At 59.8% G+C, this 21,956-nt stretch carries 21 protein-coding genes; 14 read left to right on the top strand and 7 right to left on the bottom strand.

The features are described 5' to 3' along the window. Positions 1 to 69: 69 nt before the first annotated feature. Both JOE33_RS02460 and JOE33_RS02455 read left to right on the top strand, forming a co-directional pair. Entirely contained in the window at positions 70 to 909 is an 840-nt protein-coding gene (locus JOE33_RS02460) for a TauD/TfdA family dioxygenase (protein ID WP_187625995.1), read from the top strand. Positions 910 to 1,001: 92 nt separating this feature from the next. Continuing rightward, a complete protein-coding gene (locus JOE33_RS02455) occupies positions 1,002 to 1,253 on the top strand; it encodes a hypothetical protein (protein WP_010429868.1) in 252 nt (83 codons plus the stop codon). Between the two features lie 7 nt (positions 1,254 to 1,260). Here the strand turns inward: JOE33_RS02455 and JOE33_RS02450 are convergent, their stop codons facing one another. Then, complete coding sequence (locus tag JOE33_RS02450; protein ID WP_003318374.1) at positions 1,261 to 1,767, bottom strand: GAF domain-containing protein; 507 nt, start codon at positions 1,765 to 1,767, stop codon at positions 1,261 to 1,263. A gap of 224 nt (positions 1,768 to 1,991) precedes the next feature. On the opposite strand from JOE33_RS02450, the gene JOE33_RS02445 reads away from it, so the two are divergent. After that, complete coding sequence (locus JOE33_RS02445) at positions 1,992 to 3,893, top strand: methyl-accepting chemotaxis protein (RefSeq protein WP_010429876.1); 1,902 nt, start codon at positions 1,992 to 1,994, stop codon at positions 3,891 to 3,893. A gap of 81 nt (positions 3,894 to 3,974) precedes the next feature. On the opposite strand, the gene JOE33_RS02440 is transcribed toward JOE33_RS02445, so the two are convergent. Continuing rightward, positions 3,975 to 4,880 carry a LysR family transcriptional regulator gene (locus JOE33_RS02440; protein WP_187625994.1) on the bottom strand — a complete coding sequence of 302 codons (906 nt, stop codon included), beginning with the start codon at positions 4,878 to 4,880 and terminating at the stop codon, positions 3,975 to 3,977. A 103-nt stretch (positions 4,881 to 4,983) separates the two neighbouring features. Between JOE33_RS02440 and JOE33_RS02435 the strand changes: the two genes are divergently transcribed. Continuing rightward, positions 4,984 to 6,186 carry an aspartate aminotransferase family protein gene (locus JOE33_RS02435; protein ID WP_187625993.1) on the top strand — a complete coding sequence of 401 codons (1,203 nt, stop codon included), beginning with the start codon at positions 4,984 to 4,986 and terminating at the stop codon, positions 6,184 to 6,186. Positions 6,187 to 6,310: 124 nt separating this feature from the next. Next, positions 6,311 to 6,856 carry a DUF4174 domain-containing protein gene (locus JOE33_RS02430; RefSeq protein ID WP_187625992.1) on the top strand — a complete coding sequence of 182 codons (546 nt, stop codon included), beginning with the start codon at positions 6,311 to 6,313 and terminating at the stop codon, positions 6,854 to 6,856. 52 nt (positions 6,857 to 6,908) lie between these two features. On the opposite strand, the gene JOE33_RS02425 is transcribed toward JOE33_RS02430, so the two are convergent. Further along, on the bottom strand, positions 6,909 to 7,349 hold the full coding sequence (locus JOE33_RS02425; protein WP_010429884.1) for a CBS domain-containing protein: 441 nt from the start codon (positions 7,347 to 7,349) through the stop codon (positions 6,909 to 6,911). A 223-nt stretch (positions 7,350 to 7,572) separates the two neighbouring features. Here JOE33_RS02425 and JOE33_RS02420 point away from each other — a divergent pair, with 223 nt between their 5' ends. Next, positions 7,573 to 9,936 carry a DNA polymerase II gene (locus tag JOE33_RS02420; RefSeq protein ID WP_122528992.1) on the top strand — a complete coding sequence of 788 codons (2,364 nt, stop codon included), beginning with the start codon at positions 7,573 to 7,575 and terminating at the stop codon, positions 9,934 to 9,936. Here JOE33_RS02420 and JOE33_RS02415 read toward each other — a convergent pair. Next, positions 9,933 to 10,778, bottom strand: a complete 846-nt coding sequence (locus JOE33_RS02415; RefSeq protein WP_187625869.1) for an NAD-dependent protein deacetylase — start codon at positions 10,776 to 10,778, stop codon at positions 9,933 to 9,935. The genes JOE33_RS02420 and JOE33_RS02415 overlap by 4 nt on opposite strands. A gap of 175 nt (positions 10,779 to 10,953) precedes the next feature. Here JOE33_RS02415 and JOE33_RS02410 point away from each other — a divergent pair, with 175 nt between their 5' ends. Further along, positions 10,954 to 11,796, top strand: a complete 843-nt coding sequence (locus JOE33_RS02410; RefSeq protein WP_010429890.1) for a PhzF family phenazine biosynthesis protein — start codon at positions 10,954 to 10,956, stop codon at positions 11,794 to 11,796. A 53-nt stretch (positions 11,797 to 11,849) separates the two neighbouring features. Here the strand turns inward: JOE33_RS02410 and JOE33_RS02405 are convergent, their stop codons facing one another. Then, complete coding sequence (locus JOE33_RS02405; RefSeq protein ID WP_010429893.1) at positions 11,850 to 12,689, bottom strand: TIGR03915 family putative DNA repair protein; 840 nt, start codon at positions 12,687 to 12,689, stop codon at positions 11,850 to 11,852. After that, complete coding sequence (locus JOE33_RS02400) at positions 12,686 to 13,906, bottom strand: putative DNA modification/repair radical SAM protein (protein WP_003405604.1); 1,221 nt, start codon at positions 13,904 to 13,906, stop codon at positions 12,686 to 12,688. The genes JOE33_RS02405 and JOE33_RS02400 overlap by 4 nt, the downstream gene beginning before the upstream one ends. A gap of 213 nt (positions 13,907 to 14,119) precedes the next feature. Here JOE33_RS02400 and JOE33_RS02395 point away from each other — a divergent pair, with 213 nt between their 5' ends. From JOE33_RS02395 to JOE33_RS02380, 4 genes are read left to right on the top strand one after another with little or no spacing between them, the layout of a single operon-like run. Beyond that, positions 14,120 to 14,266 (top strand): hypothetical protein, encoded by a 147-nt coding sequence (locus tag JOE33_RS02395; protein ID WP_156357947.1) that lies wholly within the window; start codon positions 14,120 to 14,122, stop codon positions 14,264 to 14,266. Next, positions 14,263 to 15,012: a zinc ABC transporter ATP-binding protein AztA gene (gene aztA / locus JOE33_RS02390; protein WP_010429896.1), complete on the top strand. Its 750-nt coding sequence runs from the start codon at positions 14,263 to 14,265 to the stop codon at positions 15,010 to 15,012. The genes JOE33_RS02395 and aztA overlap by 4 nt, the downstream gene beginning before the upstream one ends. Continuing rightward, positions 15,009 to 15,878: a metal ABC transporter permease gene (locus JOE33_RS02385; protein WP_010429897.1), complete on the top strand. Its 870-nt coding sequence runs from the start codon at positions 15,009 to 15,011 to the stop codon at positions 15,876 to 15,878. Before aztA ends, JOE33_RS02385 begins: the two co-directional genes overlap by 4 nt. Before the next feature lie 11 nt (positions 15,879 to 15,889). Continuing rightward, positions 15,890 to 16,786, top strand: coding sequence for a metal ABC transporter substrate-binding protein (locus JOE33_RS02380; RefSeq protein ID WP_025990903.1), 897 nt, complete (start codon positions 15,890 to 15,892; stop codon positions 16,784 to 16,786). Between the two features lie 50 nt (positions 16,787 to 16,836). On the opposite strand, the gene JOE33_RS02375 is transcribed toward JOE33_RS02380, so the two are convergent. After that, complete coding sequence (locus JOE33_RS02375) at positions 16,837 to 17,985, bottom strand: aldose epimerase family protein (RefSeq protein ID WP_003420913.1); 1,149 nt, start codon at positions 17,983 to 17,985, stop codon at positions 16,837 to 16,839. 279 nt (positions 17,986 to 18,264) lie between these two features. Here JOE33_RS02375 and JOE33_RS02370 point away from each other — a divergent pair, with 279 nt between their 5' ends. The 3 genes from JOE33_RS02370 to araG all read left to right on the top strand — a co-directional run bounded on the left by JOE33_RS02370 (position 18,265) and on the right by araG (position 21,922). Next, positions 18,265 to 19,137 carry an SMP-30/gluconolactonase/LRE family protein gene (locus tag JOE33_RS02370; protein ID WP_122693905.1) on the top strand — a complete coding sequence of 291 codons (873 nt, stop codon included), beginning with the start codon at positions 18,265 to 18,267 and terminating at the stop codon, positions 19,135 to 19,137. A gap of 193 nt (positions 19,138 to 19,330) precedes the next feature. After that, positions 19,331 to 20,344 (top strand): substrate-binding domain-containing protein, encoded by a 1,014-nt coding sequence (locus JOE33_RS02365; protein ID WP_032613931.1) that lies wholly within the window; start codon positions 19,331 to 19,333, stop codon positions 20,342 to 20,344. A 54-nt stretch (positions 20,345 to 20,398) separates the two neighbouring features. Beyond that, complete coding sequence (araG, locus tag JOE33_RS02360; RefSeq protein ID WP_010429909.1) at positions 20,399 to 21,922, top strand: L-arabinose ABC transporter ATP-binding protein AraG; 1,524 nt, start codon at positions 20,399 to 20,401, stop codon at positions 21,920 to 21,922. The last annotated feature ends 34 nt before the right edge of the window (positions 21,923 to 21,956 follow it).

Genomic DNA, 21,956 nt, shown 5'->3' with positions numbered 1-21,956 from the left:
CGCCCCAGGCTATTGCTTCCATTTCTTCATAAGTGTACCGTTGTGTTCACTTATGAAGAGGGTCGCACCATGTTAGCCACTTCGCGCATTCAACTGTCACAGGAGCCCATCAAGCCAGGTATCGGCACGCGTATTTTCAACAGCAAGCAGGAATTGCTGTCGGGTCGATTCGCTGGAGAGATTCGGGAGCTGCTGGAGCAGCGAGGGGGGCTGGTGTTTCCGCAGATTCATTTTTCAGATGCAGAACAGATTGCCTTCACCCGCACGCTGGGTACGTTCTGCCCTGAGCCGGGCGATGGGCAAAACATCACCCGAATCAGCCTTGATGTGAAAGAGAATCCCGCAGGTGCGGAGTTTCTCAAAGGTTCGCTCTACTGGCATATCGACGGTACGAGCAGCGATTCCCCCATTCTGGCTTCGCTGTTGTCCTGCAAGGTGCCCGCCAGTTGGGGAGGCAACACGGGTTTCTGTAACACTTACGCGGCGTATGAGGAGTTATCGAGCGCTGACCGACAACATTACGACAGCCTGCGCGTCATTCATGCGCCATGGGCATCGTTACTCTATTACAATCCCGAGCCTGGCCTTGCGATGCTCGAGGCCATGCAGGCTATCGGCGAGAAGGAGTTGCCGCTGGTCTGGAAGCACCGAACCGGTCGCAAGTCGCTGATTCTGGGCTGTACTGCGCAGCAAGTCGTTGGCGTCAGCCTGGCGCAAAGTGCGCGGATTCTGGTCGGTCTTCGCGAGTGGGCCACGTCCGAGGCGTTCAGTTACAGCCATGCGTGGCAGGTCGGTGATCTGGTGATATGGGACAACACAGGCACCCTGCACCGGGCGGAAGCGTATGACCCCGAGTGCGGGCGGATGATGCACCGCACCAAGTTGCAGGGCGAAGAATCCTTCGCCTGATGCGCCAACCGCGAGAGCAGGGCGACGCTCTGGCTTTTATACTGAGTGGCTCATCGTGAGCCGAATCGTTTTGCCGGATTGGAGAAACGAGAATGTGCAGACCCAAAGAACCCATTGCGGGTATTTTTCTATTGTTGGTCCTGGCCGCTGGCGGTTGGGTGGCTCAGGAGCCATTTCCTCATTTCGGGATTGATCTGCCTGTCGAAGCCTTGCTGGACGGTGATCACCCGGCTACACCTGCGCTGCCCCGACATCGTATGCAACTCGACGAAGGCCAGTTCAGCAGCGCTTTGCTTGAGTCGATGCCCTTGTACGCGCTGGCAGAGCCGCCCGGCAGCCCGTGAGCTCGGGTCAGCTACCTTCGTTGATGTTGGCGAAGAAAATGCACCCGATCAATCGGGCGAACAGGGTCAGGGTTTCCGCCAGATCGGGGTCGTCAAACAGCGTCGTTCTGGAGTCCAGAGCGCACAACGCACCATATAGCTGGCCGTCGGGAAGGTAGATCGGCACGCCAGCATAGCTTTCGATGGCGTAGCGCTTCACAACTGGCAGGTTCGCATACCGGCCGTTCGTGCTGATCTGCGGCACGAACAGTGCCTGGGGATTGGTACAAAACTCGTTACAGAGCGTGGTCTCGAGTTCGAACACATCGCCGTCGTCCATACCAAGGTCAGTGGGGTCATAGACAGAACAGGCGATCCAGTCTGCGTCGGTAAATTTGGCGATACCAGCGAAGCGCATGCCTGTCAGGCGAGTGACAAGTCGCAGCACATTGGTCGTGGCCTCGATCTCGGCAATCGCAGCGCGCTCCTCGATGGTCAACAAGCTGCTTTTTGAGGCGATCAATTCCAGACTCATGCACTTCTCCAGAATACCCAGGTGTGGGTAACGGCCCATGCTAACTGACTGGAATGAAAATGCCATCGGGGTTGGTCGCGCCTGCGAGGATTTATTTTCAAGCGAAATATTGACGCCAGTTTTAAAGTTTGAAGCCTCGCTGCCGACATCTGTGGATTGTATAGCTAGCTGGCAAGGACAGGCCTCTTGTACTCCACTGATGACCAACGAAAGAGCGACTCCCTGTGATAAACACTCTGCGCAATATTTCTGTCAGGTCCAAGCTTGTGCTCGGGTTTGCTTTGGTCATCGTACTGACGGTGCTGATTGCGCTGACAGGCTGGACAGGCATCACCTCGCTGAGTGAACGAAGCGAGCGGATTTCCGACATCGGCAAGCTCAGCACCCTCACACGGGATGTCCGAATAGCGCGGCTGGCCTATTCGGTCAACTATGACGCCGAGCGCGCCAGCAACTGGCTGAAAGCATTCGAAAGTCTCGAAAGTCACGTGAAGTACGCGCAGAAGGTGTTCGACTCGCCGTTGAACGTACCGCTGGTGAATACTGCCGCAGATGCCTTGAAGGACTACCGCATCCACTACGACAACCTCATGCAGGCAACCGCTGCCCGTGAGGCGACCCGTTCGGTGTTTGGCCAGTACGCCGATGCAGGCGCTGACGATTTGCAAAAGCTCAACGCCGTTGCCCGATCCGATGACGGCACTGCTGCGCAGCGCGACGCCATCGTGCAGGCGATGACGCTGTTCCAGAAAATGCGCTTCGATTTGCGTGGCTACACCTATTCGCTGAAGCCGGAAAACCGTGCCCCAGCGGAAACATCGATGAACACGGTTATCGAGTTTGTCAGAAATCTGCAGGGTTTCGATGGCCAGTCGGCAATCATCAAGCACCTTGTGGACTCTATGCTCAGCTATCAGAACACGCTGAATCAGTTCACCGCGGCGCAGGCCAGGATTGACCAGGCTCAGGCAGGCATCACCAAAGACATCGGCATCCTGTTCGAATGTGCTGACAAGCTGTCCGAGAACCAGGTCAACCTGAGAGTGGAAGATGTGAGTCAGGCCAAGATGCTGCTCTCTGTCTGGCTGATTGCAGCATTGATCATGAGCGCCCTGGCGGCATGGGTCATTACCAACCTTATCGTAGGCCCGCTGCTTGAAACACTGAAGCTGGCCGAGCGTGTCGCTGATGGTGATCTGACGCACAATCAGGTGGTCACCCGCAAGGATGAACTGGGCCTGCTGCAGGGCAGCATGATGCGCATGACCAGCAACCTGCGCGAGCTGATTGGTGGCCTGCGCGATGGCGTGACACAAATCGCCAGCGCCGCCGAACAGTTGTCGGCCGTCACCGAGCAGACCAGCGCCGGCGTCAACAGCCAGAAGAACGAAACCGATCAGGTCGCCACTGCGATGCACGAAATGTCTGCGACTGTTCAGGAAGTCGCACGCAACGCAGAGCAGGCTTCACATGCCGCGGTCAACGCATCGAAAGAAGCTCGCGAAGGAGACGGTGTGGTTTCCAAGGCCGTTGCCCAGATCGAGAAGCTCGCGACTGAAGTCACCCACTCCAAGTCCGCGATGGACGAGCTCAAGAACGAAAGCAACAAGATTGGCGGCGTGCTCGATGTCATCAAAGCCGTTGCCGAGCAGACCAATCTGCTGGCGCTCAATGCTGCAATCGAAGCGGCGCGTGCGGGCGAAGCCGGTCGAGGCTTTGCGGTGGTGGCTGACGAAGTGAGAAGCCTGGCCCAGCGCACTCAGACATCGACCGAAGAGATTGCGGCGTTGATCAGCGGTCTGCATACCCGCACTGCGCAGGTGGCAACGATCCTCGATAACAGTCAGGCACTGACGGCAAACAGTGTCGAACTGACGCGCAATGCGGGTGTTTCCATCAATAACATGACTCAGGCGATCTCGACGATCGAGACGATGAACCACCAGATCGCCGCTGCCGCCGAAGAGCAGAGCGCCGTTGCCGAAGAGATCAATCGCAGTGTCCTGAATGTGCGAGACATCTCCGAACAGACGGCTTCTGCCAGTGAAGAGACGGCAGCGTCGAGTGTAGAGCTCGCTCGTCTGGGCGTGCATCTGCAGAGCCTGGTCAGTCGATTCCGGGTCTGACGTTCATTCCCGGTAAACTCCGGCGCGCGCTGCAAAGGCTGCGCGCCGGAGTCGAACCGGTGCCCCTCCGGCGTTAAGTCCTTACCGCCCCCAGAGCCCCGTCGCGTACTCCACAAAACTTCTCAGCTTGGGCAATCGATAACGGTCCTGCACGTACAGCAGGTGCGTCGGTCGTCTGGGCAAATGGTAGTCGGGGAACAGTGCAACCAGCCGGCCGTCCTGCAGGTCTCGCTGTACCAGCGCATCCGGAAGCATCACGATCCCCAGGCCAGCCCGGGCCGCCTGATAAAGACCGGCGGAAGTGTTGGCAACCATCGAACCGCTCACCTCCACCAGCACTTCGCCTTCGGCGCCGGTCATACGCCACTGCGTCCCGGCAGTGCGCCATTCGTCTCCCGCCGGGTAGGCAAACGCCAGGCAGTTATGCGCGCGAAGATCCTCTGGATGGGTCGGCGTACCGTGGCGGGCGAGATAGTCCGGCGCGGCGCAGATGGTCAAGGTGTAATCCTGCAGGGCGCGCGCGATCAGGGGCGAGGATTCTGGAATGTTGCCCAGGCGAATGGCGACGTCAAAACCATTGTCGATCATATCGAGACGCTGGTTAGTCAGTACCAGGTCGAGCCTGACCTCAGGAAAGCGCCGAGAGAATTCGACGAGCGCTGGCGCCAGCACTTCCGAACCGAAGGTCAGTGGCGCGGTGATGCGCAGCGTGCCTGTGGGATCGCCCTGAGCCTGCTCGGCCAGCTGTTCGGACTCGGCCACCAACCCCAGTACCTCGAGGCAACGCTCGTAATACGCGGTACCGAATTCCGTCAGTCGCTGGCGGCGTGTGGTGCGCTGCAACAGGCTGACGCCCAGGCGCTCTTCCAGTGCGCGCAAGTGATTGCTCACCATCGTGGTGGAAATCGAACACGCTTGCGCTGCTGCCGTGAGGCTGCCTGCTTCGACCACTTTCACGTACACCCGCATTGCCTGAAACAAATCCATTATCAATCCTGGCTTTAAAATGATTGAAGTATTTCGCTGTTTATCCATCTGGGCTTGTTAACGATACTGCAAAAACCGAAACATACCCAAGGAGCTTCACCTCATGACCGCCACCTGCCTGATGAGCACTTACCAACCTCTGGCCCTGAGTTTCACTCATGGCCTGGGCACACGTCTGTGGGACCAGAGCGGGCGCGAGTACCTCGACGCCGTGGCAGGCGTGGCAGTGACCAACGTGGGGCACTCGCACCCACTGCTGGTCGAGGCAATTCGTGATCAGGCGGGTCTGCTGTTGCACACCTCCAATCTGTACACCGTCGACTGGCAGCAGTGCCTGGCACAGAAACTGACGGCCTTGTCGGGGCTGGACGCGGTGTTTTTCAACAATTCCGGTGCCGAGGCCAACGAGACTGCGCTCAAGCTGGCGCGCCTGCATGGCTGGCACAAATACATCGAACGGCCTCTGGTCGTGGTCATGGAAAACGCCTTTCACGGTCGCACGCTTGGCACGCTGTCGGCCAGCGACGGGCCGGCCGTACGCCTGGGTTTCAGTACCTTGCCGGGCGATTACATCAAGGTGCCATTTGGCGATCTGGGGGCGTTCGACCAGGTTTGCACGACCTATGGGCACCGGATCTGCGCCGTGCTGGTCGAGCCGATTCAGGGCGAGGGCGGCGCGCAGATGGCCCCGGCCGGGTACCTCAAGGCTTTGAGAGAGCGTTGCACGCGGCGCGACTGGCTGTTGATGCTCGACGAAATCCAGACCGGGATGGGCCGGACCGGCAAGTGGTTTGCCTTTCAGCATGAAGGCATCGTCCCGGACGTCATGACCCTGGCCAAAGGGCTGGGCAACGGTATACCGATTGGTGCCTGCCTGGCGCGGGGCAGGGCGGCGCACCTGTTTACACCCGGTAGCCACGGCAGTACCTTCGGCGGTAATCCGCTGGCCTGCCGGGTCGGCTGCACGGTGATCGACATCATCGAACAGCAGGCATTGATGGAAAACGCCGCGCTGCAAGGCCGGCAGTTGCTGGACGGGTTGCGCAATGCGCTGGGTACTCACCCGCACGTGCTGGAAGTGCGTGGCCAGGGGCTGATGATAGGGATCGAATTGCGCCAGGCGATACCTGAACTGACACGGATTGCCGCCGAGGAACACGGCCTGTTGATCAATGTCACCCGCGGCAAAATCATCCGCCTGTTGCCACCCTTGGTGCTGGACACCGCTGACGTGGCGCAGATTGTCCAGGGCCTGACTGCAAGCATCGAGAGCGCTTGTTATCGGTCGTTTGCAGGCTCCGCCTGACATAACGGATTACTGAAAAGGACCACATCGGGCTGTACCGGGATGACCCATATGCGGTAGAACAGACCGGCATCGCGTCGGTCTGTACGCGATGGCTACCCAATGGATTTGAAAGGAGCCCACCATGTTAATCCGGTCCCTGACCCTCGCCACCCTGCTTGTCGCTGCCGGTACAGCGCTTGCTGCTGACAGCGACGGCCCTCTGGCACAGGAGCGCGGCAAGTCGCGTCCCTTGATCATCATCGCCCCAAGCACCATCGATCCGGTGCTGGTCAAGCTCAGGAAGTCACTGGACGAGCCTGCCAACCGTGAGGCCTTTGCGCAGCGCAATATGGTGCTGTTCACGGTGGTCAACACCATGGGGGAACGCGACGGCAAAAGCATGGACCCGCAGTCGACCATGGCATTGATCCGCGAGCTGAAGCTGGGGGCAGGCGTGGGGACCAAGGTCATTCTGGTGGGCAAGGACGGCGAGAAGAAGATTGATAAGACTGTCGAAAAGTCGGAATCGATAGATCCCAAGGAGATCTTCGCCACCATCGATCAGATGCCGATGCGCGAGCAGGAAGCCGCAGCGCCTGCTCCCGAGCCGCCGGCCAAACCCGCGCCTGCCGAGAAACCGGCCAAGCCGGTCAAGGGCGGAGCGACCGGCAAGACGCTGGACGACTGAGTGAACGGCGTGGCGCGCGGCAATCGCGCGCTGCGTCTATGCGCTGCTCCGTTCATTCGCCGCGAATGTATTGCTCGAGCTGTTGAATAAGACTCGCCTGTTCTGCAATGGCCTCCTTCACCAGGTCACCGATGGACAGCAGGCCCAGCAACTTTCCGCCTTCCACCACCGGCAGGTGGCGCAAATGGCTGTCGGTCATGATGCCCATGCACGCATCGACGCTGCGTTGCGAGTCGACCGTAATCACCTTACTGCTCATGATGTCCCTCACTGGTGTGCCCACCGACGAGCGTCCCTTGAGGACCACCTTGCGCGCATAGTCGCGTTCGCTGATGACCCCGACCACCACGCTGCCCTCGACCACCGGCAGCGCACCGATGTTCTTTTCAGCCATTAACTTCAGTGCGTCGAGCACCATCTGATCAGGCCCGATGGTATGCACTTGCTGGTTCTGCAGGTCTTTCAATTTCAGTAACTGGGCGACGGTTTTCATGGGGCTCTCCGTGATCGGGATCTGGATGGCTGTAGTGCATTGCCAGAACCACTACAGAATCATCCAGCGGGCAGAATCGAGCAAGCAGTAAATAAGGATAACGGGAATAGGAGGAATCAATTATCCGCGCCTTCAATGTGCCGCTAATTCGCCTGCCGGGCGCGCCTTTAGCCTCATAGCCAAGTAGAATCATCTGTTTAACCGGGCGGACGAGGTAACAGCGTTGGATGTTCAGCAGGGCTTCATCCTGAGTCGGCACTGGAAAGATACGCCCGCCGGGACCGAGGTCGACTTCTGGCTGGCCACCGATCAGGGCCCGCGCCATATCCGCCTGCCTTGCCAGCCCTCGGTCGCCTTTATTCCCGCCGAGCAGGGTGAGCGAGCCCGATCGTTGTTGCGCACCGAGCGTGGCGTCGAGCTGCGTCCTCTGGAACTCTGTGATTTCCGTCACCGCCCGGTGCTGGGTGTGTATTGCCAGCAGCACCGCCAGTTGATGAACATCGAAAAGCTGCTGCGCAGAGGCAATGTTGACGTCTACGAAGCGGACATTCGCCCGCCCGAACGCTACCTGATGGAGCGCTTCATCACCGCGCCGGTGCAGTTTGGCGGCACGCCGGATGCCGATGGCGTGCTCTGCGACGCGCAGATCAAGCCATCGCCCGATTACCGTCCCAACCTGAAACTGGTCTCGCTGGATATCGAAACCACCGCACGCGGCGAGCTGTATTCGATTGCACTGGAGGGCTGTGGTCAGCGCCAGGTCTACATGCTGGGGCCGGCCAATGGTGGCGACGAGGCGCTGGATTTTCAACTCGACTATTGCGATACCCGCGCACAGTTGCTCGAGCGTCTGAACGACTGGCTGGCGCTGCATGACCCTGACGCAATTATCGGCTGGAACGTTATCCAGTTCGATTTACGCGTTCTGCATGAGCATGCCCAGCGCCTGCAAGTGCCGCTGAAGCTTGGGCGTGGCGGTGAAGCAATGGGCTGGCGTGAGCACGGCAGTCGCAACAACCACTTTTTTGCCGAAGTGAGCGGGCGGCTGATCATCGACGGGATCGAGGCATTGCGCTCGGCGACCTGGAGTTTTCCATCGTTCAGCCTCGAATACGTCGCGCAGACCCTGCTGGGCGAAGGCAAGGCCATCGACACACCTTATCAGCGCATGGACGAAATCAACCGCATGTTCGCTGAGGACAAGCCGGCGCTGGCGCGTTACAACATCAAGGACTGCGAATTGGTGACGCGCATCTTTGCCAAGACGCAACTGCTGACCTTTCTGCTCGAGCGCGCCACGGTCACCGGTCTGCCTGCCGATCGCAGCGGTGGTTCGGTTGCGGCGTTCTGCCATCTGTATATCCCGCTGATGCATCGCCAGGGTTTCGTTGCGCCCAACCTGGGCGAGCGCCTGCCGGAGGCCAGCCCCGGCGGTTTTGTCATGGATTCCCAGCCAGGGTTGTATGAGTCGGTGCTGGTGCTGGACTACAAGAGCCTATATCCGTCGATCATTCGTACCTTTCTGATTGATCCGGTGGGCTTGATCGAAGGCCTTCGGCACCCAGCGGACAGCGAGTCGGTACCAGGCTTTCGCGGCGCGCGCTTTTCGCGCACCCGTCACAGCCTGCCAGCCATTGTCGAGCGTGTGTGGCAAGGTCGGGAAGCCGCCAAGCGCGAGCAGAACGCCCCGTTGTCCCAGGCGCTGAAAATCATCATGAATGCCTTCTACGGTGTGCTGGGTTCGAGCGGCTGCCGCTTTTTCGATCCGCGCCTGGCCTCATCGATCACCCTGCGCGGGCATGAAATCATGCTCAAGACCCGCGACCTCATTCAGGCGCAGGGCTACACCGTGATCTATGGCGATACCGACTCGACATTCGTCTGGCTGGGCCGTCCTCACGGGCAGGAAGAGGCGGCAAGCATCGGCAAGGCGCTGGTGCAGCAGGTCAACCAGTGGTGGCGCGAGCACTTGCATACTGAATATGGCTTGCACAGCGCCCTTGAGCTGCAATACGAAACGCATTTTCGACGCTTCCTGATGCCCACCGTGCGCGGTGCGGAGGAGGGCAGCAAGAAGCGTTATGCCGGTCTGGTGACCCGTGCTGACGGGGCCGAGGAGATGGTCTACAAGGGCCTTGAAACCGTGCGCACCGACTGGTCGCCACTGGCTCAGCAGTTTCAGCAGGAGCTGTACCTGCGGATCTTCAAGCGTCAGCCGTATCAGGATTACGTGCGTGACTACGTGCAGCGCACCCTGTCAGGCGAGTTGGATGACCTGTTGATCTACCGCAAGCGCCTGCGTCGCAAGCTCGATGACTACCAGCGCAATGTGCCGCCCCATGTGCGCGCCGCGCGGCTGGCCGACGAATACAACGACCAGCAGGGGCGACCGCGTCAGTATCAAAGTGGCGGCTGGATCAGCTACGTGATGACTACCGCTGGGCCGGAGCCGCTGGAAATTCGTCACGCCCCGATCGACTACGATCACTACGTGACTCGTCAGTTGCAACCGCTGGCTGACGCGATCCTGCCGTTCGTGGACGACGATTTCAGCACCCTGATCGGCGGGCAATTGGGGCTGTTCTAACGCGAAACCAGTTGCTCGGCCAGCCACGGCAATACCTGCTCGCAGGACGCTTCGATCTTCATTGCAAGCAGTTCGTCCGCCCGGGTCTTGCCATGGTTGATGGCGATGACCGGCTTGCCCTGTTCGGCCATGGCCTTGCAAAGGCGGAACGCCGACCAGGCCATCAGTGACGTGCCGACCACCAGCAGACCTTCGGCCTCCTCGACACTCTGTGTAGTCCTGGCAGCGGTCTGCGCGGCGACGTTTTCGCCGAAGAATACGACGTCCGGCTTGAGCCTGTCGCCTTCACAGTGCGGGCAGCGGGGCACCTTGAAGCTGGCTTCGAAAGCCGGGTCGAGCAGGGTGTCGCCGTCCGGGGCCTGTGTCGCGTGGACGCCGATCAGATAAGGGTTGTGCTCCAGCAGCTGCTCTTGAATGACTGCCCGGTCGCTGCGCTGCTGGCAATCCAGGCACAGCACCCGGTGCAGACTGCCGTGCAGTTCGATGACGTCCCGGCTTCCGGCCTGCGTGTGCAGCGCATCGACGTTCTGGGTGATCAGTCCGGTAATGGCGTTTTCTGCCTGCAGCGCAGCCAGTGCCTGATGCGCGGCATTGGCCTGTGCCGCGCGGATCCGCGGCCAGCCGAGCATGGCGCGTGCCCAGTAGCGCTGGCGCGCTACCGGGTTGCCGAGGAATTCCTGATACATCATCGGCTGTTTGCCGCGCCGCACGCCGTCCTTGTCGCGGTAGTCCGGAATGCCGGATGCGGTGCTGATGCCCGCGCCGGTCACCACCAGAAACGGTTTGTCGGCCATCGCCTGGCATAGCGTGTCGAGCAGATCTCGGGTTGCGCTGTCGAGCATGTTTGAACCTCGGGTGGCCTGCCTCTTGTGACTGGACACATTATCATCTGGCGTGCAGGTAGCGTGGCGGCTGCTACAGCTGTGAGCCGCTTTGGCTGAGGTGGGTTCAATATCCCGTTGTTCAACCGGCGGCGGACGTGGCAATCTGATTTTTTTATACCGGAAAGGAAGCCTGATGCGCTCGTTCGATTTCAAACAACTGGATGTCTTCACTGATCAGCCTCTGCTCGGCAATCCACTGGCCGTGGTGCTGGGCGCTGACGGGCTCAGTGACGAGCAGATGGCCGCCTTTGCCCGCTGGACCAACCTGAGCGAAACCACGTTTCTGCTCGAACCGACAGACCCGCGTGCCGACTATCGCGTGCGCATTTTCACCACCCTTGAAGAGCTGCCGTTCGCCGGCCATCCCACTCTGGGCAGTTGCCACGCCTGGCTGGAAAGCGGTGGCGTACCTCGTGGTGAGGAAATCATTCAGGAATGCGGCATCGGCCTGGTGCGCATCCGCAAGGATAATGCCGGGCTGGCGTTTACCGCGCCGCCGCTGTTGCGCTCAGGTGCCGTGGATGCCGAGTTTGTCGAGCGGATTCGCCTCGGTCTGAAGCTGGCTTCCGAGAGCATTGTGGACGCCCGTTGGGTGGATAACGGCCCGGGTTGGGTCGCACTGCACCTGAAAGACCGTGCGACCGTTCTTGCTCTGCAGCCTGACTACGTTCAACTGGATGGCTTGAAAATCGGCGTTATCGGGGCGTGGGACGCTGATGTGGATGGCACTGACGCTCAGTTCGAGGTGCGCGCATTTGTTCCCGGCGACGGTATGGCTGAAGACCCGGTGACCGGCAGTCTCAATGCCGGCATCGCTCGCTGGTTTCTGGAAGAAGGCCTGGCACCGGACCGCTACGTCGTCAGTCAGGGCACGGCGCTTGGACGCAAGGGGCGGGTGTCCGTTCAGCGTGCAGGTGAGGATATCTGGGTAGGCGGCTCGACCGTGACCTGCATTGATGGGCGGGTTACGCTTTAGAAGATCGGGCTGGAAGTCCCGTATGAACACCATCGGGCTCCCGTCCCTCGTTCTCAATCCTTCAGCGCAATCTTCTTGCCGCGTCTGGCGGCGATGTCGCTGGCCTGGCCGTCACGCTGCTTGCCGGTGCGGGCCTGGGTAATGAGGGCCGGGATCAGCGGGCCTTCTGGCAGGTTTTTCCAGAAGCGCGAAGGGAAGTGGCCTTCCATGACCTTCGGGTTCAAGCGTGCAGGATTGAAGATGTGGCTGTAGTAGGTCAGCCACAGTTCGCCATGCGGGTCTTCCACCTGCTTCGCCATGGTTTGCCAGGCGTGCGGGCAGCGTCGCTCATGAATCAGTTGCTGGCCGTCGTAATACACACCGTCCTGAGGTGTGGCGATCATCCAGCGGTGCTGACCCATGCGGCCGATGAAATGCTCGCTGGCACTGCGCAGAATATCGTGAGCCGGTTCGTGCCACGCCACGTACTGCGGGCGCATTAGCGCTTCGTCGTCAGCCACAGATGGCAGCGCGACAAACCGCAGGAACGCATGCAGGTGGTGGGCTTCGCGCCTTACCGATTTCAAGCGGCGATGCAACTCGCTGCCGAGCTTGTCGCCGGCCATCATGGCCGTGCGATCACCGTGGGTTACGCGCCACAACACTTCGTACAGCAGGCTCCAGCGCTGATCGCCCCGGTAACGCGAGGCGCTTTCCAGCAACTGCACCAGCTCCAGCGGAACCCTTGCCTGAAACGGCCCGGCTTCCTTGGGGTACTCTTCTTCACTGCCAAACAGGTCGGCGGCATCCGGTGATTTCCAGCTGACCTGGCTGGGGTCGATTTCATGGCTCAACAGCCAGCGAGCCTGTTGCCGCCAGGTGTCGAACAGGTCGTCGCAGTCGAGGCAGATCATCCCCACAGCCCCATCTGCTGAGGCTGAGGCCGGTCGCGCAACTGATGATGCAGGAACTCACTGGTGGTTTCCGCATGCGGCGGGTGGTAATCACTGGTGATGATGAATGGCTTGGCTTTGGCCAGTATGCAGCGCATGCGGGTGAGGTCTTCGTAGCGGATGCGCCGCTGTCTGCGCAGCTCGACCAGCCGCTGTGTGGTGCGGATGCCAATGCCCGGCACCCTGGCGATCAGCGCCGGGTCGGCCTGGTTCAGGTCCAGCGGGAATACCTGCCGGTTGCCCAGCGCCCAGGCCAGCTTGGGGTCGATGTCCAGCGCCAGGTCACCGGGGCCGTCGAGCAGTTCACCTGCGGTGAAACCATAGCCGCGCAGCAGAAAGTCAGCCTGATACAGGCGATGCTCGCGCATCAGGGGCGGTGCTGCCAGGGGAACGCTGTTGGGGCTGTTGGGGATCGGGCTGAACGCAGAATAGTAGACCCGGCGCAGCTTGAAGTTGCTGTACAGCGACTGCGCACTGTGCAGGATGGTGCTGTCGTCGGTGGCATCGGCACCGACAATCATTTGTGTGCTCTGCCCGGCAGGCGCAAAGCGCGGCGAGCGAGGCTCGTTGCGGACCGTCTGCTCGCCGGTGTAAATCGTCTGCATGGCCTGCTTGATCGACGCGACGTCTTTTTCCGGGGCGAGGGTCTGCAGGCTCAGGTCGGTCGGCAGTTCGATATTGACGCTGAGGCGGTCGGCGTAGCGGCCAGCCTTTTCGATCAGCGCAGGATCGGCGTCAGGGATGGTTTTGAGGTGGATGTAGCCACGAAACTCATGTACTTCGCGCAATAGGCGGGCGACTTCGACCAGTTGCTCCATGGTGTAGTCCGCAGAGCGGATGATCCCGGAACTCAAGAACAGCCCGCTCACGCAATTGCGGCGATAGAAGTCCAGGGTCAGGGTGACCACTTCTTCGGGCGTGAAGCGCGCACGGGGCACATCGCTGGAGCGACGGTTGACGCAGTACTGGCAGTCGTAAAGACAGAAGTTGGTCAGCAGGATTTTCAGCAACGACACGCAACGCCCATCCGGCGTGTAGCTGTGGCAGATGCCCATGCCATTGGTAGAGCCGAGCCCGGACTTGTCCTGCGAGCTGCGCTTGGGTGCTCCACTGCTGGCGCAGGACGCATCGTATTTGGCGGCGTCTGCCAGAATGCTGAGCTTGTCGATAAGCTGCATGAAGTGCCCCTTGACTGTTTGTATATACAGTATAGAGGCACGTGCGCTGTCACAAGTACCGCACGGCGGAGTTCTGCGTAGCGATGCCGAACCGGATTCGCGCAGGTGTTTATCGGCATGACTGGAAAGCAAGGTGCCAGCATGAATGTTATTTAATAACACTTGCGAGATCGGTATGTAATACTGTAACAAATAGTTGCAGGTTACTTTTACTTGAAAAATTCTTCTGACGCTTCGACAGCAAGCGCTTCGATAGCGGGCTCTGTGCTGGCCCAGTCGGCCTGGAAGCGGGTCCTGTTTTCCCTGGCGATACTGATATTGCTCTGGCTGGCCATTGGCTGGTCGGTGGCAATTCCATGAGTGCAGCCATCGCTCTGGAAAACCTCACGGTGGCGTACGAGCGCCGTCCTGCAGTGCACCACATCAGCGGGCGCTTCGAGGCAGGTAGCCTGACCGCTATCGTCGGGCCCAACGGTGCGGGCAAATCGACGCTGATCAAGGCCATCGCCGGAACCATGAAGCCCGCTCAGGGGCGCGTTGACCGGGGGCGTCTGGCAACCCGCACGATTGGCTATCTGCCGCAGGCCGCAGAAATCGATCGCAGCTTTCCACTGAGTGTTGCCGATACGGTGTCGATGGGCGCCTGGCACAGCATCGGCCCGTTTCGCAGTCTCACTCGCAATCATGCGCGTCTGACCGGCGAGGCGCTGATGACCGTCGGCCTTGAGGGTTTTGAAGGGCGTAGCGTGGGCTCGCTGTCGTCGGGTCAGTTTCAGCGAGTATTGTTCGCCCGGCTGCTGTTGCAGGACGCCTCGGTGATCCTCCTGGATGAGCCGTTCACTGCCATCGACGCGCGCACCACGCGTGATCTGCTGCAACTGGTGCGTGCCTGGCACGGGCAGGGGCGCACGGTGATTGCGGTACTGCACGATATCGAACAGGTCCGTCAGCACTTTCCGCAAACCTTGCTGATGGCTCGCGAAGCCATCGCCTGGGGCGAGACTTCGCAGGTGCTCAGCGTTGCCAACCTGCGCAAGGCGCGCAACATGGCCGAGTACTGGAGCCCGGATGCCTTGTTGTGTGATGCCGAGGACGAGGACGCATGATGCTCTATAGCCTGGTGGTCGAGCCGTTTATCGAATTCGGTTTCATGCGTCGCGCGCTGGTGGCGTGTCTGGCGCTGGGCATCGGCTCGGGGCCGGTCGGCGTGCTGTTGATGTTGCGGCGCATGAGCCTGGTGGGCGATGCCATGAGCCATGCGGTGCTGCCGGGCGCGGCGGTGGGTTTCATGGTCGCCGGGCTGTCGTTGCCGGCAATGGGTTTCGGTGGCCTGATCGCCGGGCTGGCGGTGGCTTTGCTGTCCGGTCTGGTGAGTCGACTGACGTCGCTTCGTGAAGACGCCAGCTTTGCCAGCTTCTATCTGACCTCATTGGCCGCCGGGGTGCTGATCGTCTCGCTGCATGGTTCCAGCGTCGATCTGCTGCACGTGCTGTTCGGCACCATTCTGGCCATTGATGACACGGCGATCTACATGGTCGGCAGCATTGCCTCCTTCACCCTGATTCTGCTGGCGATCATTTATCGCCCGCTGGTGCTGGAGTGCTTTGATCCGGGCTTTCTGCGTGCAGTCGGCGGGCGTGGTTCGCTGTACCACGTTCTGTTTCTGCTGCTGGTGGTGCTCAACCTGGTCGCAGGCTTTCAGGCGCTGGGCACGCTGATGGCGGTGGGCATGATGATGCTCCCGGCAACCGCCGCTCGTTTCTGGACCAACTCGTTGAGTGGTCTGATGGTCATTTCAACGCTGCTGGCGACCTTGTCCGGGCTGATCGGGCTGATCGTTTCCTACCATCTTGGCGTCGCCTCGGGGCCGGCCATCGTGCTCACGGCCAGTGCGTTCTACGGCACCTCCCTGTTGTTCGGGCGCACGGGCATCGTGCGTCGGCTGTTTCCCAAACCTCACCTGGCTCACTGAAAAGGTACGTCATGAAACGATTGATGATGTTGAGTTCCCTGGCTGCACTGGCGCTGTCGGCATTCGCCAGCCTGGCCCAGGCCAAACCGCTGGAAGCCGTTGCCTCGTTTACGGTCATTGCCGACATGGTCAGTACGGTAGGCGGTGATCGTGTGCACGTTCGATCGCTGATCGGTCCGAATGGCGATCCACACGTCTACGAGCCGACACCCAGTGACGCCCAGGCGTTGAAAAACGCCGATCTTGCGTTTGTCAGCGGCCTGCATCTGGAGGGCTGGATGGATCGTCTCATCAAGGCTTCAGGCTACAAGGGGCAGCCGGTGGTGCTGTCCGAAGGCATCAAGACCCGCAGCATGGATGAGGACGGCAAGCGCATTGTCGACCCGCATGCCTGGAACAGCGCGGCCAATGGCGTGATTTATGTGCGCAACATTATCGCAGCGCTGAAGAAAGCCGATCCGGAAGGGGCCAGCGTGTATCAGGCCAATGGTGATCGCTACATGGCCGAGCTGCAGCAACTGGATACCTACGCTCGCGATCAGATCCGTTCGATTCCGGCTGCCAGACGCAAGATCCTTACCTCTCATGATGCGTTTGGCTACTTCGGCGATGCCTACGGGGTGACCTTCCTGTCGCCGCTGGGCTTGTCTACCGAATCGGAAGCGTCGGCCGCCGATGTGTCGAAACTGATTCGTCAGATCAAGACCGAACATGTCAGTGCCTACTTCTTCGAAAACTCCAGCGACCCGCGTCTGGTCAAGCAGATAGCCGAAGCCAGTGGCGCTCAACCAGGGGGTGAACTGTACGTGGAATCCTTGTCGCCAGCCGACGGCCCGGCGTCAACCTACGCGAAGATGTTCCGTTACAACGTCGATACCCTGACTGCGGCAATGAAGCGCAATCAGTAAGCCTGAAGCTGCCCGGCGCCCTGATTGCAGGCGCCAGGCAGCTCAATGCTTTAGTCGTTGAGGAATTTGAACACAGTCGTCTGGGTGTAGGCCTTGCCAGGATCCAGTCGGGTGCTGGGGAATTTCGGCTGGTTGGGCGCGTCGGGATAGTGCTGCGTCTCCAGCGTAAAGGCACCCCAGTGCGGGTAAACCTTGCCAGCCTTGCCGTGAATGCTGCCATCCAGGAAGTTGCCGGTGTACAGCTGCACGCCGGGCTCTGTGGTGAACAGTTGCAGTCTGCGGCCTGACTGCGGATCGCTGACCTCGGCGGCCAGTTTCTTCACGTCACCTTTGGTGTCGAGCACCCAGTTGAAATCAAACCCGCCTTGCTTGGGTTCGGCGTATTTCAGCTGTTGATGATCATCCTTGATGTGTTTGCCGAACGCGGTGGGCTTGAGGAAATCCATGGGCGTGCCAGCCACAGCAGGCAATTCACCGGTCGGGATCAGCTTGTCGTTGACCGGGGTGTAGTGCGAGGCGTGCAGGGTGGCGACCTGTTTGAGCACATCACCACTGCCAGCGCCGGCGAGGTTGAAATAACTGTGGTTGGTCAGGTTCAGCACCGTCGGTTTGTCGGTGGTGGCGCGATAGTCGATCTTCAGCTCGTTTTTTTCATTCAGGCTGTAGGTCACTTCAGTCAGCAAGGCCCCCGGAAAACCCATCTCGCCGTCCGGCGACAGATAGGTCAGTTTCACGCCGACCGAATCACCAGTCTTGGTTTCTTCTGCCTTCCAAAGTCGCTTGTCAAAACCCTGCGTGCCGCCGTGCAGCGCGTTGGTCTTGTCGTTGAGCGGGACCTGATAGGTTTTGCCATCCAGACTGAATTTGCCGCCAGCCAGCCGATTGCCGAAACGGCCGATGGTCGCGCCGAAATACACCGTCCCGTTGTTCTGATAGCCCTGAACATCGTCGAAACCGAGGACGATGTCTTCGACCTTTCCGGCCTTGTCAGGTACCAGCAGCGATTGCAGCGTCGCGCCATAGGTGATGATGCTGGCCTGCACGCCGTGACTGTTGCGCAGAGTGTATTTTTCGACGGCCGAGCCGTCGGGCAGTTGGCCGAACGTGCTGTGTTCGCTGGAGAGTGCGGCGGCCTGTGCGGTCAGGGTGCTGATCATCAAGGACAGTCCAAGGGTGCTGAGGAGCGCATGTTTTTTCATCTGATCTGCCTGCTTTTATTGTTATTGGTAAGACTATTTGATCGGATTCAAGCCGATGCATGGATGTATAGCCTATAAAATGGAGCTTGAAAAATAAATTGTAATACTATTTAGTAGTGCCATCGTCGCTGAAGGCTTCTGAGCCACCTTAGCCGATCTGCCGATTTTTTTTGTCAGGCAGCCCGCGCCATGCAACGGCTCGGCGCTGGCAGAGGTTGGACAAGAGCGCGACACAAATATCCAAAAGTGCCTTTACAACAATAACAAAGGACATTTTTCATGAACTGGCTGCCCGTTTCCGAGCACCGTTTCAAGCTGGCCGAAGGCGCCTTCTGGGATGCCGCCGAGCAGGCTTTGTATTGGGTCGACATTTCCGGATTTCTGGTGTGTCGGCTGGTCGCCGGTCAAATCCGTCAATGGCGCATGCCCGAGCCGGTCTCTGCATTTATTCCGACCGAACAGGGCGATGCACTGGTGACACTGGCCAGCGGCGTCTATCGCCTGGACCTGGAATCCGACAAGACGTCTTTGCTGCCGTTCTGCGTGGCAGACCCCACCCCCGGCAATCGCGCCAACGAAGCCCGGTGCGATGCGCGCGGCCATCTCTGGCTTGGCAGCATGCAGAACAACATCGATGCCGAGGGCGGCGACGTGCCTTTAGTGCGTCGTTCCGGCGGGTTGTTCCGCGTTGAACCTGATGCTCGCGTGACCCGTTTGCTGGACGGGCAGGGCATCGTCAACACCCTGCTATGGAATGAAGAGGGTAGCGTGCTGTACAGCGCCGATACCCTGGACGACGTCATTTATCACTATCCGGTGCTTGCAGACGGTGCTCTGGGGCCACGCAAGGTATGGGCGGCAAAACACGATCGAGGCTCACCCGACGGCTCGGCGATGGATGCCGAAGGGTATGTCTGGAATGCGCGCTGGGGTGGCAATTGCCTGATCCGTTTTGCCCCGGATGGCAGCGTTGACCGCGTTATCGAGCTGCCGGTCAGCCATCCCACCAGTTGTGTATTCGGCGGTCCTGACCTGCAGACGCTGTACGTCACCAGTGCCGCACCTTCCGATGCGAATGGTCGCTTTGACGGCGCGCTGCTAATGGCGCAGGTCGGCGTAAAGGGCACGCCGTGTCAGCGTTTCGCCGGATGAACGGGTGAGAAAAATGTCGCGCCGGCGTCTTTTTTGCGACGCCAGCATGATGCTTGAGGCAAGGGTGACATTAGGTTACATAGCGGTCACTCGTTATATGGTATGACTATTTGATCGGTTCTGGACGCTTCGGCGTTTGCAATCGCCACCTCGCTGGTCGCTGTAGCTATTCAATAAAAATAAGGAGTTAGCTATGTTGAGTCGTCACGGGATTCGTTCCCTGTGCTGTGCCGCCGTCACTACTGCCATTCTGGGCATGAGTGGCATCACATCCGCTGCTGAAGAAGTCAAAATCGGCTTTCTGGTCAAGCAGGCTGAAGAACCCTGGTTCCAGACCGAGTGGCAATTCGCCGAAAAAGCCGGGAAAGAGCTTGGCTTCACCGTCATCAAGATTGCCGTTCCCGACGGCGAGAAGACCCTGTCCGCGATCGACAACCTGGCTGCCAACGGCGTCAAAGGTTTCGTGATCTGCCCACCTGACGTTTCGCTGGGCCCTGCCATCGTCGCCAAGGCCAAAGCTAATGGCATGAAGGTCATGGCCGTGGACGACCGCTTCGTCGATGCGAAGGGTAAACCGATGGAGGATGTGCCGTATCTCGGTATGGCGGCTTTCGAAGTGGGCCAGAAACAGGGCGCCGCCATGGCCACTGAAGCGAAGAATCGCAAGTGGGATGAGGGCGACTGGAAAAACACCTACGCGATCATCAACACCTACAGCGAACTCGATACCGGCAAGAAACGCACTGACGGCTCGGTGGATGCGTTGAAAAAAGCAGGCTTGCCAGCCGACCACATTCTGTTTTCTCCGCAAAAGACACTTGATGTTCCTGGAGGCATGGACGCTACCAACTCGGCTCTGCCGAAGCTGCCACGCGAAGCCAAGAACCTCATCATCGGTGGCATGAACGACAACACCGTACTGGGCGGCGTACGTGCCACTTCGGGCGCCGGCTTCGCTGCCACAAACGTGATAGGGATCGGGATCAATGGCACCGATGCCATCGATGAATTGAAGAAAAAAGAAAGCGGCTTCTTTGGTTCGATGCTGCCTAGCCCTGACAAGGAAGGCTACCGCACGGCCGAATACGTGTTCAATTGGGTCACCAAGGGGGTCGAGCCGCCCAAGTACACCGCTATGGATGATGTGACATTGATCACTCGCGAAAACTTCCAGGAAGTGCTGACCAAAATCGGTCTGTGGAAGTGAGCTGAACGAGGGGCCTGATGTTCAGGCCCCTCACACGTGCGAGGAGATTGGTTCATGCAACAGGCTATCGAGCAACACGCCACAGGTGGTGCCTTGCGCTTCAACGGCATCGGCAAGGTCTTTCCCGGCGTCAAGGCGCTTTCGGATATCAGTTTCGAAGCGCGTCCTGGCAGCGTCCACGCATTGATGGGTGAAAACGGTGCCGGTAAATCCACGCTGCTGAAGGTGCTCGGCGGCTCTTATCAGCCCAGTAGCGGCACCTTGCAGATCGGCGAGCAGAGCTATCAGTTCAAGTCCACCGCCGAGAGCATTGCGGCGGGTGTGGCGGTGATTCACCAGGAATTGCATCTGGTGCCGGAAATGACCGTTGCCGAGAACCTGCTGCTCGGGCACATGCCCAATCGTTTCGGTCTGATCAATCGCGGTGCGATGTACCGTCGTGCCGGCGAACTGCTCAAGGGCCTCGCTGACGAGATTGACCCGCGTACACGCCTGGGCGACCTTTCGCTGGGCCAGCGGCAATTGGTCGAGATCGCCAAGGCCATGTCGCGCAATGCCCATGTCATTGCCTTCGACGAGCCCACCAGTAGCCTGTCGGCGCGTGAGATCGACCGACTGATGGCAATCATCGTGCGCCTGCGCGACGAGGGCCGAGTGATTCTTTACGTGTCGCATCGCATGGAAGAAATCTTCCGTGTCTGCGATGCGGTGACGGTGTTCAAGGACGGGCGCTTTGTCAAAACGTTCGAGCAAATGGCCGATCTCGACCATGACCGACTGGTGACCTGCATGGTCGGTCGCGATATCCAGAACATCTACAACTACCGTCCGCGCCAGCATCAGGGGCCAAGCCTGCGCGTGACCGGCCTGCTGGGGCCCGGCTTGCATGAGCCGGTCACCTTTGCCGTGCAGAAGGGCGAAGTGCTGGGCTTCTTCGGCCTGGTCGGCGCCGGGCGTACCGAGCTGTTCCGGTTGCTCTCGGGGCTTACCCGCAGCTCTGCAGGCACCCTGCAACTGGACGGCAAACCGCTGACACTAAAGTCACCGCGTGATGCCATCGAAGCCGGAATTCTGCTTTGCCCCGAGGACCGCAAGAAGGAAGGCATCGTGCCGCTGTCCAGCGTTGCGGAGAACATCAACATCGGTGCGCGCCCCCGGCACGTGAACCTTGGCTGCCTGATTCAGGGCCGCTGGGAGCGTGACAACGCGCGCAGCCAGATCAAGTCGATGAACGTCAAGACGCCGTCGCCCGAGCAGCAGATCATGTACCTCTCCGGCGGCAATCAACAGAAGGCGATCCTCGGTCGCTGGTTGTCGATGCCCATGAAAGTCCTGCTGCTGGACGAGCCGACTCGCGGGATCGACGTCGGGGCCAAGTCCGAGATTTACGAGATCATTCACAACCTGGCCGCGGACGGTATTGCGGTGATCGTGGTCTCCAGCGATCTGATGGAAGTGATGGGCATTTCTGACCGTATTCTGGTGATGAGCGAAGGCGCCATCACCGGCGAACTCAATCGCGACGAGGCTGACGAGTCGCGACTCCTGCAATTGGCTCTGCCTCGCACGCGCGGCTGACAATCGGTCCCTGACCATGAACAATAAAAAAGAG

The organism is Pseudomonas sp. PvP027, assembly GCF_017833005.1.
Lineage (GTDB): Bacteria > Pseudomonadota > Gammaproteobacteria > Pseudomonadales > Pseudomonadaceae > Aquipseudomonas > Aquipseudomonas congelans.
Note: the sequence above shows the minus strand (reverse complement) of the source record. Positions and strands in the feature narration are given on the sequence as shown.